The following is a 14,227-nucleotide window of genomic DNA, read 5'->3' as shown; positions in this document are numbered from 1 at the left end:
GACACATCTCGCCCATGACAGCACCGTCAGCCACGAAGTAAGTCAGACCCAAACCCGGTCAACCACCCACACCCATTCTCACTGCCACGAAGGGTTTGGCGACGCATCTCACCAGGACCCTTCGAGGCTCGTCGCTAACGCTCCTCGCACCTCAGGGAGCAGAGGGAGGGCATCGCTTCCACCCCACAGTCCAGCGGTTCGTGGTTCTTTCGGATTAGCGAGCAGAGGGGGCGCAAGAGCGAAAGCGACGAGCCACCAAGGGCTTCCGGTCACTCCGGGTCGGCGAAGCGCGCTTCGCGTCGCGCCATCCCGGCGTGTACCGCCTCCATCTGATTGGGGGATCCCATCAGTCCGACCTGGAGTTCGCTCTCCAGCATCAGCGCCGCAGCCGGATCCGTGCCCGCCCACGATTCGTCGTAGAGACGCTTGGCGGCGCGGACCGCGTGCGGCGACTTCGACGCGATCTCGTGCGCGAGATCCAGAGCGGCGGTGAGCGGATCGTCGACGACGCGGGTGACCAGCCCGAGTCGTTGGGCCTCGGCGCCGTCGACGATGCGTCCGGTGAACGTGAGTTCCTTTGCCACATCGGCGGACACGAGTCGCGGGAGCGTCTGGGTGATGCCCATGTCGGGCACCAGACCCCATTTGACCTCCATGATGGACAGGCGCGCGTCGGGGGTCGAGTAGCGGATGTCGGCGCCCAGCGCAATCTGCAGGCCACCGCCGAAGCAGTTGCCGGTGATGGCCGCTATCACCGGTGCCGGGATGCGGCCCCAATCCAGCGACACCCGCTGCGCGTGGTTGCCGAGCACGCCCGGTTCTCGTTCCAGCAGCGAGTTCACCCCGCCACCCTGACCCAGGCTCGACACGTCCAGGCCGGAACAGAAACTCTTGCCCGCACCGTGCACCACCACGGCCCGGACGCGGTTGTCCTCGGCGAGGGTGCCCGTCACGTCGATGAGGGCGTCGAACATCGCCGGATCGAGCGCGTTGTGTTTGTCGGCTCGGTTGAGCGTCGCCGTGGCGACACCGGCGTCGTCGATGTCCACGACGATCCGCTGCTCGGTCATGTATCTACTTCCGATCTGTTGTGGCCGGGTGTTTGATCTCGCGGAGCTGACGTCCGCGGCGCTGGTAGCGCCAGATGAAGTAGCCGACGCCGATCGCCAGAACGACCCCGATGATCACGCCCCAGGCGGTGGCGGCGCGGAAGCCGGGCGCTTCGACGTCGAAGATGCGCTCGCCGGCGTGTGCGCCGTTCCCACCGCCGGCGACCACCGTAAGGGTCAGCAGGTTGGGGATCGCGACGAGCACGCCGAGAACGGCGAACATGATCGTCGGGACGTTCTTCATGCGGCTGCGGTTGACGAACGCCAACGTGAAGAACAGCACGGGCAAAAAGGTGCACACGATGCCGAGAACCAGGCCGGTGCCGATGCCGCGGCTGAACGATCCTTCGACGCGCTGCCCGATCTGACCGGCCCACCAGCGCGGCAGGAACGCCTCGAGGATGAAGTAGGTGACGACCAGCAGCGCGGCGATGACGAGCCCGATCACCACCTTCTTCACCACGGAGTTCGCGCGTTCGGCGGCGGTCGGTTTGACCGGGGTCGTCCCATCGGCCGTCGAGTCGGTCGGCGCGACGCCGGGCGTGGTTCCGGCGGAATACTGGGAGGCTTCCGGTGGCGGCGCGGCGGGAGGCACCGCTCCCGACGGGTACGCGCCGGAGGGCGTCTGTCCGGGCCCGCCCGGGGTCGGCGGCTGTCCGGATGGATTGGCAGAGAACGGTTCGTTGCTCATGGGCCGAGTGTATGCGCGTACCGCGGCCCGTCCGCCCGGAAGAGCACCCCGTGCACTCACCGCTTCCGGATGCCGCCGTAGATTCCGCGACGGACGATCCACGGTTGCAGGATCGTGTCGACCGACCACGCCGGGAATCGGAACGGGCGCCCGTTGGGCGCGAACACCTGGAGACCGTCGGCCTGGACACCGAGCACCGAACCCCAACGCCGCCGTGGGGGAGCGTAGCGCCGCGCACGGCCCGGCCGCCCGGTGAGGTCGGACCGGATGTTGTGTGCGAGCAGACGATCGGCACGATTCCGAGCGGAACTGCGGAGGTCGTCGGTCGCCGCGACGTCGCCGATCGCGTAGACGAGATCCGCACCGGGTACGCGCAGTTCGGCCGTCACGCGCACGAAGCCCGACGGATCGAGTACCTCCCGCGGAAGCCACTCCGTGTTCGGTCTCACCCGGCCGATGGCCCAGAGCACGGCGTCGGCCTCCACCGGCGACTGCCCTGTCGAGAAGTTCACCGGCCCCGGAGTGATCTCGTCGCAGCCGAATCCGTCGGGCACGACCGCACGATGGCCGCCGTGCACGCCGACGCCGAGCCGCCGCAACCGGGCCAGTACGGTCGCCCAAGTCCGCGGATGATGCTGCGGCAGAGCACGTTCGCCCGGGTGATACAGGTCGACCTGTTTGCCCGGCCAGGTCTGCGCCAGGTTGGCGGCGGCACTCACCGCCGCTGCACCGCCACCGATCACCGCGATGGTCTCGGCATCAGCGAACCGCGCATGAGCCGAGCGCAACTCGGCGTCGACGTCGGCTTCCGACTGCAGTTCCGGATGTCTCCAGAACCCATTCCGCACGCCGGTGGAGATGACCAGCGCGTCGAAACGCTCGACCCTCTCGGTGCCGTTGGCGTCGGCGACGGTGACGGTGCGGTCACCGAGGTCGGCACCCGTCAGTGTGCCGTGGACGGTCCGGATTCCGTCGAGCTTCCGGAAGCGCCCGAACGGAATCCGGTAGTCGCGCGCCCACGCATCGGGCCGGCTGATCCGCAGCCCGAGTTCCTGCCCGCTGACCAGCCCTGGCTTCGACGAGATGCCCACGACGTCGGCATGCGGGGCGAGATGGATCGCGGTCAGTACTCCGGAATCACCGAGGCCGGCGACGACGACGCGTGGTCGGCTCACGCGGTGACCTGATCCGGCGGATGCGCGGCCGAGCGCGGGGGTCGGGGGACGAAGCGTGGCACCCGGTCGATGACGTCCTGGTAACCGGGGCGCCGCTCGAAGCTCCGCTTCTCCATCATGGGGATGCTGGCACCGAGGAACATCGCGAGCATCAGGACCGCGCCCACGAACAGCCACCACCAGTCACCGGGCGAGGCGGCGAGTCCGAACAGCGCCATCGACACCCAGAACAGGACCTCGCCGAAGTAGTTCGGGTGTCTCGACCAGGCCCACACTCCGGTGTCGAGGACGGCGCCCGGTGTTCGGTGAGCGGCGAACCGTCGCAGCTGCCCGTCGGCGACGTACTCGAGCGCCGTCGCGGCGAGTCCGACGACGGCCGCGACCGCGGTCAGCCAGGCCAGCACGCCGCCGGTGTGGGTGACCGCGACGTAGATCGGGATCATGCCGAGGAACACCTGGATCGTGGGGAAGACGTGGATCGCCATCAGGTCCACGGGCAGTTCCGCCCGGCCGGCACCGGCCTTCAGCATCGGGTAGCGCCAGTCCTCGTGGTGGAGACCCGGCCAGCCGATCGCCCAGTTCGCAGTCAGACGGATCGCCCAGGCGCCGATGACGATCGCGATGACCCAGCAGTGCACCGCGTCGATCCCGACGTCACCGGCGGCCCACCAGTAGATGAACAGCGCGGGCGGCACGACGCTCCAATAGGCGTCGTAGAAGCTCGAATTCCCGTAGAACCGGCTGAACGCGAAGATCACGAGGGTGGCGAGCAGATCGGCGATCAAGGTGTCGATCCAGAGGTAGGCGGTGGCCGGACCCCAGACTAGCCAGGCGGCCGCGACCGCGAAGGCCAGCACGTAGGCGATCGTCACGCGGACGAACGAACCGCTTCGGCTGATGGTGCCGTCGGTGCTCACGGGCGTCCCCATCACAGCTGTTCTTCGATGGATCCGGCGAGTTTCTCCGGCTTGGTCGTCGGCGAGTATCGCGCGACGACGGACCCGTCCCGTCCGATGAGGAACTTGGTGAAGTTCCATTTGATCCGGCCGCCGAGCACGCCGGATTTCTGGTCCCGCAACCACGCGAACAGCGGGTGGGCGTCGGGACCGTTCACATCGACCTTCGCGAACATCGGGAAGGTCACGTCGTAGGTCAGCGAGCAGAAGTTCTTGATCTCCTCCTCGTCGCCCGGCTCCTGATGCCCGAACTGATCGCACGGGAAGCCGAGCACTCGCAGACCCTTGTCGGCGTAATCCCGGTGCAGTGCCTCCAGACCGCGGTACTGCGGGGTGAACCCGCACTGCGAGGCGGTGTTCACGATGAGCAGGGGAGAGCCCTGGAACTGCGAGAGTTCGACGGGATCGCCGTCGATGCCGGTGGCGGTGAAGTCGTACACAGAGGTCATGCCGCTACGCTACGTGCCGATCAAGCACTTGCTTGGGAAAATCGTCGAAGCGTCCCGGGGTCACTCACCGAATCGCTCGGTCCGGATGCGGGTGCGGTCGTGTCCGGCCTCGACCATCCACTGTGCGCAGTTCTCGACGAACCTGTTCGGACCGCAGATGAACACGGTCGGCGAGGTGGCCGGATCCATGGTCAGCGCGGCGAGTTCGTCGGCGGTGACACGTCCCGCGGGCCGCGGCGCGTCGTCGGGTGCCACCCGGGTGTGGATCAGGTGAACATCCATGCGGCGGTGCGCGATCAACTGCCGGATCTCATCGCGGTAGTAGACGCGTTCGGGACTGCGCACCGAGTAGACGAGCGAGAACGGGGTCTGCGGCGCCTCGACCTCGCGGCTGCGGATCATCGACATGAGTGGCGCGATCCCGGAGCCACCGCCGATCAGTTGGACGGGACGGTCGTCGCCGGACGGCCAGGTGAACCAGTATCCGTGCGGATCGCTGATCTCCAACGGGTCGCCGACCTCCACCATGTCGACGAGGTAGGGCGACACCTCACCGTCCTCGAGTCGTTCGACGGTCACCTCGATCGACCGGGTCTCGCGGACGTCGGACAGCGAGTAGGCGCGCGCGGTGGAGTAGCCGTCCTCGGCGGTCAACCGGATGTCGACGTGCTGGCCGGGCAACGCATGCACTGCTTCAGGGAGGGCGAGGCGCAGCGCTCGCGCGGTGGGAGTGAGGTCGACGACCGCGGTGACCGTCGTGAGATGCCAGGTCGTCACGAGTAGCGCTGTTCGCGCCAGGGGTCGCCGTACATGTGGTACCCGCGTTCCTCCCAGAATCCGGGCGCGTCTTCGGCCATGAAGCGAAGTCGCCGAACCCATTTGGCGCTCTTCCAGAAGTACAGGTGGGGCACGAGGAGGCGAGCCGGGCCGCCGTGCTCGGCGGACAGGGGTTCGCCGTCGTAGGTGTCGGCGATCCACCCGCGGCCGTCGACGAGGTCGGCGAGCGGCACGTTGGTGGTGTACCCGCCGTGGCAGTGCGCCATCACGAACGGGGCCGGTTCCCACGGCAGCGCCTGCAGCAAAGTGTCGAACGAGACCCCGCGCCACCGGGTGTCGAACTTCGACCACCGTGTGACGCAGTGGATGTCGGTGGTGATGTCGTCGTGCGGAAGTTCCTGGAACTGGTCCCATGTGAACGTGGCGGCCCGGTGGTCCGCGGACTGCACGGCCAGCATCCAGTCGTTCGGGACGATCGCGGGTGTCGGCTCCGCGGACAGGACCGGGAAATCGAGTGTCGTGTACTGACCGGGAGGGAGACGCCGCGCGTCGCGGTCGCGGCGCCCCACGAACCCTCGGTTGACGATCGCCATGGTCGCGGAGTCTACGCGGCTCGCTTCTATTCGGCCCGCTCGCTCCGCTCCCCGGCGCCGGCATCAATTCGGCCCGCTCGCTTCGCTCCCGGCGCCGGCATCAATTCGGCCCGCTCGCTTCGCTCCCGGCGCCGGCATCAATTCGGCCCGCTCGCTTCGCTCCCGGCGCCGGGTGCGGTCAGGCGAAGTCGAACAGCATCGGTACCACGACGACGACCGCGGCCGCCCAGAGTGCGAACACCGGCAGATAGTCGGTCTGCCACCGCTCCGTCGCATCGAACCCGCGGCGGCGGCGGACGAAACCGAAGAGCAGGTACGCGGCCCACGACAAGTTCACCAGCAGGACGAGATTGAGACCGAGCGCCACCGTCTTGTTGGCCGTGAACCCGAACTCCGCGATCCGCGACGCCATGATCGTCAGCATCACCGCGTCGACCGCGAGCGCAGTCACGACCAGAATCAGCTGCAGGCGGTCAAAGAGCTCCGGGCGTAGATGCGGATCGCGCGCGGAGATCGCGTACAGCAGCAAGCCGAGCACGACCACAAGGATCAGGTCCACCAGGATCAGCAGTTCACGGTCGACGTCCACGACGTCGCCACTGGTCACCATCGCGATCAGCAGCACGACGAGCATCACCGCGGTGACGGGCGTGAAGACCTTGGTCAACACCGGTGCGATGTTCTCGACCACGCTCTGCTTCGCCTCCACCAGCCATGCCGCCAGCAGCACGATGCCGGGCGCGGCGATGGGCGCCAGCCACTGGGAGATCACGGTGTCGACGTCGATGTCGAGCGCACCGAATGCCCCCGCGGTCAGACCGGTGAGGACTCCCGCACCGAGGCCGAGAAGCGTTGCATACACGACCCATTCGCCGGTGAACCGGATGAAGTCCATCCGACGCGGTCCGGACGTCCAGCGGCCGCCGACGTAGGTCACCCCCATGAGGAACCACAGGACGATCGGCGCGTGGATCGCGACGATGGCCTGGGTGGTGCCGTCGTCGACGAACGGGTAGACGTTGACGACGATTCCGGTCACGACGAATGCACCGATCACCGTGAGCGCGGTTCGCGTCGAAACGCGGCGCTTCCAACCGAAATACAGTGCCATGAAAGGAAGTACGAGCAACGCGGCATTGCGGACGAGCACCCATTCCGGCATGACCTCGACGGCGACGCGGACGGTCGTGGCGGCCGCGACGACGAGGCCGATCACGACTCCGAGTTCGTGACGTCGTCGGCCCAGATCGCCGGATGGTTCCGCGGTCAGCACCAGCTGCTTCCACAACCGGTCGGAGTGCTCGCGGGCGAACTCACGCGACAACGCATCGACGCGGCCCATGCGCTTGACGGCGACCAGGAACGCTTCGTCGTCGTCGAGGCCACCGGCGGCGAGGTCGGCGATCTGCCCGCGGAGGTGGTCTTCCATCTCGTCGGCGTCGGTGGTGGCGATGGCTTGGTGTCGGAGAACGTATCCGCGCCATCGGTCGATCTGGCTCTCGAGCTCGGTCTCCGCGGTCATGCCAGGCCCTCCGCGGTCGGCGGCAGGGCGACCGTCCGCCACACCTGGTCGAGCGCGTCGGCCACGACCTCCCACTGCGACCTCCGCTCGGCGAGCGCGGCCAACCCCGATGCCGTGATCGAGTAGTGCTTGCGACGCCGCCCGGTGTCGGCTGCACCCCAGCTCGCCTCGACGTGGCCGGCGCGCTCCAAACGGTGCAGAAGGGGATAGAGCATGCCGTCGGTCCACTCCATCCGACCACCGGACATCTCTCGGACCCGCTTGAGGATGGCGTACCCGTACGACTCGCCCTCGGCGAGAATCCCCAGCACCAGCGGGGTCGCGGACGCGGCCACCAAGTCCTTCTCGATATACATAGCACTCCTATACCTAGAACTGCTAGGAGCATAGCAGTTCTAGGTATAGGAGTCCTCGGACCGGCGTGTGCCGATTACTTCTTCGACAGGGACGACTCCTTGTGGGCGGCCTTCGAGCCCGTCTTCGACGACTTGACGATCCAGTACGGCTCGTCCTCGCTGGCCTTGAACTTCTGCCCCTCGAAGGTGAATTCCTTGGTGCGCTTCTCTTCCGCAGTGCCCTCGGTCTCGCCCTGAGAGGTGTTCCAGCGGACGGTGTCGTTCTTCTTGATCGCCATGGCGGCAGTGTGCCCCGACGGCGTCGACGGTCAAACCTTCTCCGCTGCAAGAGTCGCTGTGGAACGATCATCACGTCGTGTCGAGCCGGAGGTACGCATGAGCGTCGAACGTTCCGAGAACCCGCAGAGAACCGAGCCCGCCATCGACGTCCGGGGTCTGCGTAAGTCGTTCGGTAGGTTCGAGGCGCTTCGCGGACTCGACCTCGAGGTCTTGCGAGGGGAGGTCCACGGCTTCCTCGGGCCCAATGGCGCGGGCAAGTCGACGACGATCCGGGTCCTGCTGGGTCTGTTGCGCGCGGACGGGGGAGAGGTCCGACTCCTCGGCGGCGACCCCTGGCGTGACGTCGTCGAGCTGCACCGCCGGCTGGCGTACGTACCCGGCGACGTCGCGTTGTGGCCGACGATGACCGGCGGGGAGATGATCGATCTGCTCGGCTCGATGCGCGGCGGACTCGACGAGGGGCGCCGGGCCGACCTGGTCTCCAGGTTCGAGCTCGACACGTCCAAACGTGGACGGCAGTACTCCAAGGGAAACCGGCAGAAGGTCGCGATCGTGGCGGCGCTGGCGTCGGACGTAGAGCTGCTCATCCTCGACGAGCCGACGTCGGGCCTGGACCCGTTGATGGAGAACGTCTTCCAGGAGGTCGTGGGGGAGGCCACCGCTCGCGGTACCACCGTGCTGCTGTCGAGTCACATCCTCGCCGAGGCGGAGACCCTGGCGGACCGGCTCAGCATCATCCGCGACGGGGCCGTCGTGGCGACCGGCTCCTTGGCCGAGCTGCGCGGGCACACCCGCACTTCCGTTCGCGCCGAACTGGATTCGGCGCCGAGCCCGGACCTTCTCGCGCAACTGCACAACGCCGAGGTGCACGATATCGATTCGCACGACCACGACTCCGGCGGGCTCCGACTGAGCGCGACCGTGGACTCGGATCAGATCGGTCCGGTGATGTCAGCGCTGACCGGCTGCGGCCTGCGATCGCTGACGGTCGAACCGCCTTCCTTGGAGAGCTTGTTCCTGTCGCTGTATGAGAAGAACGACATGTCCGCCGGAGGACGGTGAGGCCATGACGGCGTCGACGATCGGCACCGCTCCACTACTGCGAGCCTCCCTGCACCATGAAGGTCGCAGCTTCGCGCCGTGGATCGTCTTGCCCACCGCACTGGCCGTGTCGTCGGTCATCGCCTACCCGTTGCTGTTTCCCGACGCCGCGGAACGCGCCGCGTTCGCCACGACGATCGGCTCGAATCCCGCACTCGGGCTGATCTTCGGACCCGCTTACGACCTGGCCACGGTCGACGGATTCGTCGCGTGGCGCAGCCTCGCGCTGGGCGGTTTCATCGCCGCGCTCGGTGCGATCTTCATCGTGGTCAAAGCCGCACGTGGACAGGAGGATTCCGGCCAGGCCGAACTTCTCGCCGCGGGGGTGCTCGGACGTGCCGCCCGACTGTCGACCGCGTTGATCATGGCCGGCGTGTGCTCGATCGCCATCGGCATCCTGGCGGGTCTGGCGACGTCGCTGTGCGGTGGGGCCTGGGGGTCGTCGTTCCTGCTGGGCGCCGGGTTCACGGTCACCGGTTGGATGTTCGGCGCCATCGCCGCGGTCAGCGCCCAGGTGGGTTCCGACGCCAGGGCCGCCACCACGATTGCCGTGTCTCTGCTCGGCGTCCTGTTCGTGCTGCGCGGGTTTCTGTTCTCGGTGGACGCACCGACGTGGACCACATGGGTCAATCCGCTGGGATGGATTCAGGAGACCAGACCCGCGACCGGCGATCACTGGTGGCCGTTGCTGATCGGCGTCGCGTTCGCGGTCGTCGTCGGTGCAGCGGCTTTCGCATTGCAGCGTGCACGGGATTTCGGTCAGGGACTCATACCGGCCCGGCCGGGCCCGGCACGGGGCCGCATCGGCTCGCCACTGGCGCTGGCGATCCGCCTCAACCGGGCGCCGATCGTCGCGTGGTCGATCGCGTTCGTCGGGCTCGGTGTCATCTTCGGCTACTTCACCCGGTCGGTGCGCGGCCTGCTGACCGCGAATCCCGCCATGGCCCAGATCTTCGCCTCCGGCGCGGCGTCGCCCGCGGACCTGGTATCGGCCTTTGTCACAACGATTCTCGGTCTGGTCGGGATCATCGCATCCGTGGCCGGGGTCCAGATCGTCAATCGCATCCGGACCGAGGAGCTCGACGACCGCGCGGAAGCGGTGCTCGCGACCGGCGTCAGCCGTCCGCGGTATTTCGGCGCCGTCACCGGGGTCGCCCTCGTCGTCCCCGCCGCGCTCGTCACCATCGCCGGGCTGGTCGTCGGCGTCTTCGCCTCGACGGCCGATCTCGGCCTCGGCTTCGGCGACGTGTTCCTCCAGTCCATCGCCACGATCCCCGCCGTGTGGGCGGTCGTCGGCATCGCCGTCGCCGTCATCGGCGCCCGACCCCGCGTGCGACCCGCGATCTGGCTGGGCGTCCTGGTGTCCTTCGTGCTGACGATCCTGGGCCCGAGCTTCAAACTCCCCGACTGGGCGCTGGGCTTCAGCCCGTTTCATCACGTACCGAATGTGTCTGCCGCCCAGCCGGATTGGTGGGGACTGGTCTGGGTGGGGGTCGTCGTGGTGCTGCTCGTCGCGGTGGGGTTCGCCGGCTTCCGCCGGCGGGACATCCCGTGACGACGTCGCCCGTTACTTGGGAGCGAGCCCGACCCCCGCTCCCTGAAGTGCGAGCTTGCGCAGTCCCACCCCTGCTCCTTGAGGGGCGAGCCCAATAACTGGTCCCTGAGGTGCGAGCGAAGCGAGCCACGAAGGGCTCCGCAACCTGTCTCACCAGGCCCTTCGTGGCTCGTCGCTGGCGCTCCTCGCACCTCAGGGAGCAATGGTCATGTCGTTCCTTCGGATGAGGGAGCAGAGGGTGGCCGCACCTCAAGGACCGTACGCATCACCCCAGCGCTGCCGCGAGGCGACGCCACTGCTCGCGCGGGAAGCCCCGGTGGTCGGCTTGGAGAACCTGGACGCACACGTGATCGGCACCCGCCGACCGATGCTCGTCGATTCGCTTGAGGATCGCCGCGTCGTCGCCCCAGACGATCAGAGCGTCGAACAGGCGGTCGCTCACCGAGCTCAGGTCGTCCTCGGAGAACCCGAGGCGTCGAAGATTGTTCGCGTAGTTCGGCATCGCGAGGTAGCCCTTCAGCCACTTGGTGCCAACGGCGCGCGCCTCGTCGCGGTCGGCGGCGAAGATCGCCGTCTGTTCCGGTGCGAGCAGCGGACCGTCGCCGAGGGCCTCCCTGGCGACCTTGGTGTGGTCCGGGGTCACCAGGTAGGGGTGGGCACCGGCGGTCCGGTCGGCCGAGAGTTGCAACATCTTCGGCCCGAGGGCGGCCAGTACTCGTGCATCGGCCGGGACCGGCTGCGGTGCGTCGTCCAGGCCGTCGAGGAACGCCTTCGTGGTCGCGAGCGGCTTCTGGTAGCGACCGGCTTCCTTCGCGTCGATCAACGGCGCGTGGCTGATCCCGAGGCCCAGGAGGAAGCGAGGACCGAACTGCTCGGTGAGGCGCGCATGCGCGGCCGCGACATCGTGCGGCTCGTGCATCCACATGTTGAGGATGCCGGTGGCGACGACGGCCTTCCGCGTCGCGCCGAGCAGGTTCTCGACCGAGTCGAGCACCGGACCCCCCACATCGGGGATCCAGAGGGCCGTGAATCCCAGGTCGTCGAGCTCGGCAGCCGCTTCGGCGGCCTCCCCGGTGTCTCCGTACCGTAGCGGTGAACTCCAGATTCCTACGCCGTCGAGTTTCATGCCGTCGACACTACCGATCGAGCGATCGGGCCGCGCCGAAGCGTCCGACCCGAGTCAGCTCTGTGTCGGTCGTCCCGCCGTCGCCTCCAGTCGTGCGTCCATGGCGGCCGTCATCCGCTTGAACACGTTGATCGCGACGACGCCCGCGACGATGAGGACGACGCCGGCAACTGTCCCGAGGGAGTCGGTGACCAGTCCGGAGATGCCGATCGCGAGAACGTAGATCGGCACCCAACCGAACAGATGCATGATGCTCTCGGGCTTCTCGTCGGTGGCCCAACCCTCACGAACCGCAGCCCGGTAGGTCGCGTAGTCGGGATAGAACTCGGTGAAGGCGATCGCGAAGATCGTGCCGCCGATCTGAATTATCCATCCGGTCCAGAAGTTGTTCGGGTCGTCGAGCACCAGATCGCCGAATGCGCCCGAGATCGCGGCGACGCCGAAGCCGACGACCCACGCCCAGGTGATGACGTAGTTGATGTGGATGAACAGCGGGCTGTCCCAGAACTCCTTCTCGGTGCTCTCCCGCGCGTACTGCAGCGTGAAGGGCTGACGGATCACGATCGAGCCGAACGCGAACGCGACGAGGGCGATGTTCGTCATCTCCCCGCCCCACCGCTCCAGCCAGTTGATGACGCCGTCGGAGGCGAACAACGCGATGAGCGCCATCGAACCGAAGTACGTGACGTCGAAGACCTCGAGCAGTTTGACGCTCGAACCCCGTTTGTGGCCGCCGATCACCAGCAACAGCGACAGCACGAATGCCGTCGCCGCAGCTTCCTCGAACCTACCGGGTCCGGCGAGCAGCGCCATCAGGATCCACGGGGACATACCCGCGAACGGCGAGTTGAGGAACAGGGTCAGTGCCCGACGAGCGCCCGACGTCGGCGGCGGGTCGGTCCTCGTCGAGTCGGCCACCGGAGGATTCGGGTCATTGCTCATGGCTGAATTGTGGGGTGCGAGGCGACAATCCGCAGCGAAGTCCGACTATCGGGACTGTTTCGCCCGTTTGACGCGGTACGTCCCGCCGGTGAAATGCGGCCCGGATGGGCCGGGCCGCATCGCGGCAGGGCAGGTGGGTCGCGGCCCTCACCCACGGGGCGCGAGAACAACCGCCGCGTTGTGTCCCCCCATGCCGAGGGAGGTCTTCAAGGTCATCCCATGGTCGAGATCGGTACGCCCGTCGAGTAATTGCGGGATGATCGCGTCGGCGGTGCGCGGGGTCGCCGGTACCTCACCCCGCTCGTATCCGAGCAGCGAAGCAGCGAGTTCGACGGCCCCGGCAGCGCCTTGACAGTGCCCGGCCAGCGGCTTCACCGAGAACACCTCGGCGTTGGGCAGCATGGTCTCGGCGATGGTGGCCTCGGCGTGATCGCACTGGCGGGTCCCCGGGCCGTGCGCGTTGAGGTAGCGGATGCTCGCGCCGCCGACACCGGACATCGACAGCGCCTGCTCCACGCACGACCGCACGTTGGTCAGCTCCGGGTCGATGGATGTGACGTGGAAAGCGTCATGGGACATCGCGCCGCCCAGCACGTCGGCGTATCCGTCACCGGACCGGTTCGTCATCGTAAACGCGATGGCGGCCTCACCGAAGGTGAATCCGCGGCTGCCCTCCTGGAACGGGCGGCAGGCGCTGAGCGCATCGGTGTCGGTGATCGCCACGCCGAGTTGCACGAACATCGCGACCACCTCGGGCTTGGCCGACAAATCGGTGGCCACCACGACGACGTCGTCGACGAGATCGGAGTCCAGCCACGACTTCGCGGTGACGATCGCTGCCGAGCCCGAGGTGCACATCGCCGACACGTTGATCGCGGGTCCGTGAAATCCGTACTCCTGCATGAGCAGGGAGACCGGCGTCGACGGGGTCACCGAGAGGTACTGCCGTCCGGTGTACCGACCGACGCCCGAGGTCACCATCGGATACATGTCGAGATCGCCGAGCACGCAGGCGTGTACGAGTCCCACCCGCGCACCCGGCTTCCAGCCCCGAGCCATGGCGTCCTCGATGGCCTCTCGTGCGGCAGCACGCATCGCGCGTGAGAAGCGCGTGCGTCCGTCGGACGGGTCGCCGCCGTCGGGTACCCGCACGATCCACCCGGGCTCATCCCGACCGGATTCGCCGACGCCCTCGCGCGTCTCGGAAGGCTGCCCGCCGACGAAGCCGAAACCGTGGTGCAACGCGGCTGCCGACTTCCCGGACGTGAGACCGTTCCACAGTGCATCGCGGCCCCATCCGTAGCCGCTCACGGCTCCCAGGCCTGAAATGGTCGAGCGCTGAATCGTCATGATCGTGAACTTTCTGTGCGATATGCGATGTAGTGAGATCCATCGCGGCAGCCCTCGTGGGCGACCCGCCCTCAGGATCCCGCGCAAACCCGACATTTGACCAGTTCACGCAGGTATTCGACGCTCGAATACCCAGTTGGCGCACACTTGCATCACGCAGCGCCCATATTTCGAAGCCGCGTGGGGGAGGATGGGCGTCGGGGGGATGACGATCGGAGGGGGCGGCGCGGTGGGACGACCGAGGGC

General features: G+C 67.5%; 15 protein-coding genes. 2 read left to right on the top strand and 13 right to left on the bottom strand.

What is annotated here, in order from left to right; all coding sequences use genetic code 11:
- Positions 1-269: 269 nt before the first annotated feature.
- From ACFUEJ_RS20365 to ACFUEJ_RS20320, 10 genes are all read right to left on the bottom strand, one after another.
- On the bottom strand, positions 270-1,070 hold the full coding sequence (locus ACFUEJ_RS20365) for a crotonase/enoyl-CoA hydratase family protein (protein WP_068971373.1): 801 nt from the start codon (positions 1,068-1,070) through the stop codon (positions 270-272).
- A gap of 4 nt (positions 1,071-1,074) precedes the next feature.
- Positions 1,075-1,800 (bottom strand): hypothetical protein, encoded by a 726-nt coding sequence (locus ACFUEJ_RS20360; protein WP_388031471.1) that lies wholly within the window; start codon positions 1,798-1,800, stop codon positions 1,075-1,077.
- A 56-nt stretch (positions 1,801-1,856) separates the two neighbouring features.
- Positions 1,857-2,975 (bottom strand): FAD-dependent oxidoreductase, encoded by a 1,119-nt coding sequence (locus ACFUEJ_RS20355; RefSeq protein WP_165630033.1) that lies wholly within the window; start codon positions 2,973-2,975, stop codon positions 1,857-1,859.
- Positions 2,972-3,904: a DUF1295 domain-containing protein gene (locus ACFUEJ_RS20350; RefSeq protein ID WP_137810619.1), complete on the bottom strand. Its 933-nt coding sequence runs from the start codon at positions 3,902-3,904 to the stop codon at positions 2,972-2,974. Before ACFUEJ_RS20350 ends, ACFUEJ_RS20355 begins: the two co-directional genes overlap by 4 nt.
- On the bottom strand, positions 3,904-4,380 hold the full coding sequence (locus ACFUEJ_RS20345) for a glutathione peroxidase (protein ID WP_058250513.1): 477 nt from the start codon (positions 4,378-4,380) through the stop codon (positions 3,904-3,906). Before ACFUEJ_RS20345 ends, ACFUEJ_RS20350 begins: the two co-directional genes overlap by 1 nt.
- A 60-nt stretch (positions 4,381-4,440) precedes the next feature.
- Complete coding sequence (locus ACFUEJ_RS20340) at positions 4,441-5,157, bottom strand: ferredoxin reductase (RefSeq protein ID WP_137810620.1); 717 nt, start codon at positions 5,155-5,157, stop codon at positions 4,441-4,443.
- A complete protein-coding gene (locus ACFUEJ_RS20335; protein ID WP_058250515.1) occupies positions 5,154-5,750 on the bottom strand; it encodes a sulfite oxidase-like oxidoreductase in 597 nt (198 codons plus the stop codon). Before ACFUEJ_RS20335 ends, ACFUEJ_RS20340 begins: the two co-directional genes overlap by 4 nt.
- A 178-nt stretch (positions 5,751-5,928) precedes the next feature.
- Positions 5,929-7,272, bottom strand: a complete 1,344-nt coding sequence (locus ACFUEJ_RS20330) for a permease prefix domain 1-containing protein (protein WP_058250516.1) — start codon at positions 7,270-7,272, stop codon at positions 5,929-5,931.
- Positions 7,269-7,628 carry a PadR family transcriptional regulator gene (locus ACFUEJ_RS20325; RefSeq protein WP_137810621.1) on the bottom strand — a complete coding sequence of 120 codons (360 nt, stop codon included), beginning with the start codon at positions 7,626-7,628 and terminating at the stop codon, positions 7,269-7,271. The genes ACFUEJ_RS20330 and ACFUEJ_RS20325 overlap by 4 nt, the downstream gene beginning before the upstream one ends.
- Before the next feature lie 74 nt (positions 7,629-7,702).
- Complete coding sequence (locus ACFUEJ_RS20320; RefSeq protein ID WP_004018570.1) at positions 7,703-7,906, bottom strand: DUF2945 domain-containing protein; 204 nt, start codon at positions 7,904-7,906, stop codon at positions 7,703-7,705.
- A gap of 97 nt (positions 7,907-8,003) precedes the next feature.
- Between ACFUEJ_RS20320 and ACFUEJ_RS20315 the strand changes: the two genes are divergently transcribed.
- Positions 8,004-8,969, top strand: a complete 966-nt coding sequence (locus ACFUEJ_RS20315; protein WP_137810622.1) for an ABC transporter ATP-binding protein — start codon at positions 8,004-8,006, stop codon at positions 8,967-8,969.
- A 4-nt stretch (positions 8,970-8,973) separates the two neighbouring features.
- On the top strand, positions 8,974-10,563 hold the full coding sequence (locus tag ACFUEJ_RS20310; RefSeq protein WP_165630032.1) for an ABC transporter permease: 1,590 nt from the start codon (positions 8,974-8,976) through the stop codon (positions 10,561-10,563).
- Between the two features lie 265 nt (positions 10,564-10,828).
- Here the strand turns inward: ACFUEJ_RS20310 and ACFUEJ_RS20305 are convergent, their stop codons facing one another.
- The 3 genes from ACFUEJ_RS20305 to ACFUEJ_RS20295 form a co-directional block, all read right to left on the bottom strand.
- Entirely contained in the window at positions 10,829-11,689 is an 861-nt protein-coding gene (locus tag ACFUEJ_RS20305) for an LLM class F420-dependent oxidoreductase (RefSeq protein WP_165630031.1), read from the bottom strand.
- A gap of 54 nt (positions 11,690-11,743) precedes the next feature.
- Entirely contained in the window at positions 11,744-12,631 is an 888-nt protein-coding gene (locus tag ACFUEJ_RS20300; protein WP_175401092.1) for a hypothetical protein, read from the bottom strand.
- 147 nt (positions 12,632-12,778) lie between these two features.
- Positions 12,779-13,981 (bottom strand): beta-ketoacyl synthase N-terminal-like domain-containing protein, encoded by a 1,203-nt coding sequence (locus ACFUEJ_RS20295; RefSeq protein WP_388031465.1) that lies wholly within the window; start codon positions 13,979-13,981, stop codon positions 12,779-12,781.
- Between the last annotated feature and the right edge of the window lie 246 nt (positions 13,982-14,227).

The organism is Gordonia sp. NPDC057258 (assembly GCF_042668985.1).
Taxonomy (GTDB): Bacteria; Actinomycetota; Actinomycetes; order Mycobacteriales; family Mycobacteriaceae; genus Gordonia; species Gordonia hongkongensis.
The sequence above is the reverse complement of the archived record's forward strand: the minus strand, read 5'-3'. Positions and strand labels throughout refer to the sequence as shown.

What these genes read in the sequence shown, in the direction of transcription:
- ACFUEJ_RS20365 (WP_068971373.1), bottom strand. Translation starts at nt 1,070, where the DNA reads ATGACCGAGCAGCGGATCGTCGTGGACATCGACGACGCCGGTGTCGCC.
- ACFUEJ_RS20360 (WP_388031471.1), bottom strand. Translation starts at nt 1,800, where the DNA reads ATGAGCAACGAACCGTTCTCTGCCAATCCATCCGGACAGCCGCCGACC.
- ACFUEJ_RS20350 (WP_137810619.1), bottom strand. Translation starts at nt 3,904, where the DNA reads ATGGGGACGCCCGTGAGCACCGACGGCACCATCAGCCGAAGCGGTTCG.
- ACFUEJ_RS20345 (WP_058250513.1), bottom strand. Translation starts at nt 4,380, where the DNA reads ATGACCTCTGTGTACGACTTCACCGCCACCGGCATCGACGGCGATCCC.
- ACFUEJ_RS20335 (WP_058250515.1), bottom strand. Translation starts at nt 5,750, where the DNA reads ATGGCGATCGTCAACCGAGGGTTCGTGGGGCGCCGCGACCGCGACGCG.
- ACFUEJ_RS20330 (WP_058250516.1), bottom strand. Translation starts at nt 7,272, where the DNA reads ATGACCGCGGAGACCGAGCTCGAGAGCCAGATCGACCGATGGCGCGGA.
- ACFUEJ_RS20325 (WP_137810621.1), bottom strand. Translation starts at nt 7,628, where the DNA reads ATGTATATCGAGAAGGACTTGGTGGCCGCGTCCGCGACCCCGCTGGTG.
- ACFUEJ_RS20320 (WP_004018570.1), bottom strand. Translation starts at nt 7,906, where the DNA reads ATGGCGATCAAGAAGAACGACACCGTCCGCTGGAACACCTCTCAGGGC.
- ACFUEJ_RS20315 (WP_137810622.1), top strand. Translation starts at nt 8,004, where the DNA reads ATGAGCGTCGAACGTTCCGAGAACCCGCAGAGAACCGAGCCCGCCATC.
- ACFUEJ_RS20310 (WP_165630032.1), top strand. Translation starts at nt 8,974, where the DNA reads ATGACGGCGTCGACGATCGGCACCGCTCCACTACTGCGAGCCTCCCTG.
- ACFUEJ_RS20305 (WP_165630031.1), bottom strand. Translation starts at nt 11,689, where the DNA reads ATGAAACTCGACGGCGTAGGAATCTGGAGTTCACCGCTACGGTACGGA.
- ACFUEJ_RS20300 (WP_175401092.1), bottom strand. Translation starts at nt 12,631, where the DNA reads ATGAGCAATGACCCGAATCCTCCGGTGGCCGACTCGACGAGGACCGAC.
- ACFUEJ_RS20295 (WP_388031465.1), bottom strand. Translation starts at nt 13,981, where the DNA reads ATGACGATTCAGCGCTCGACCATTTCAGGCCTGGGAGCCGTGAGCGGC.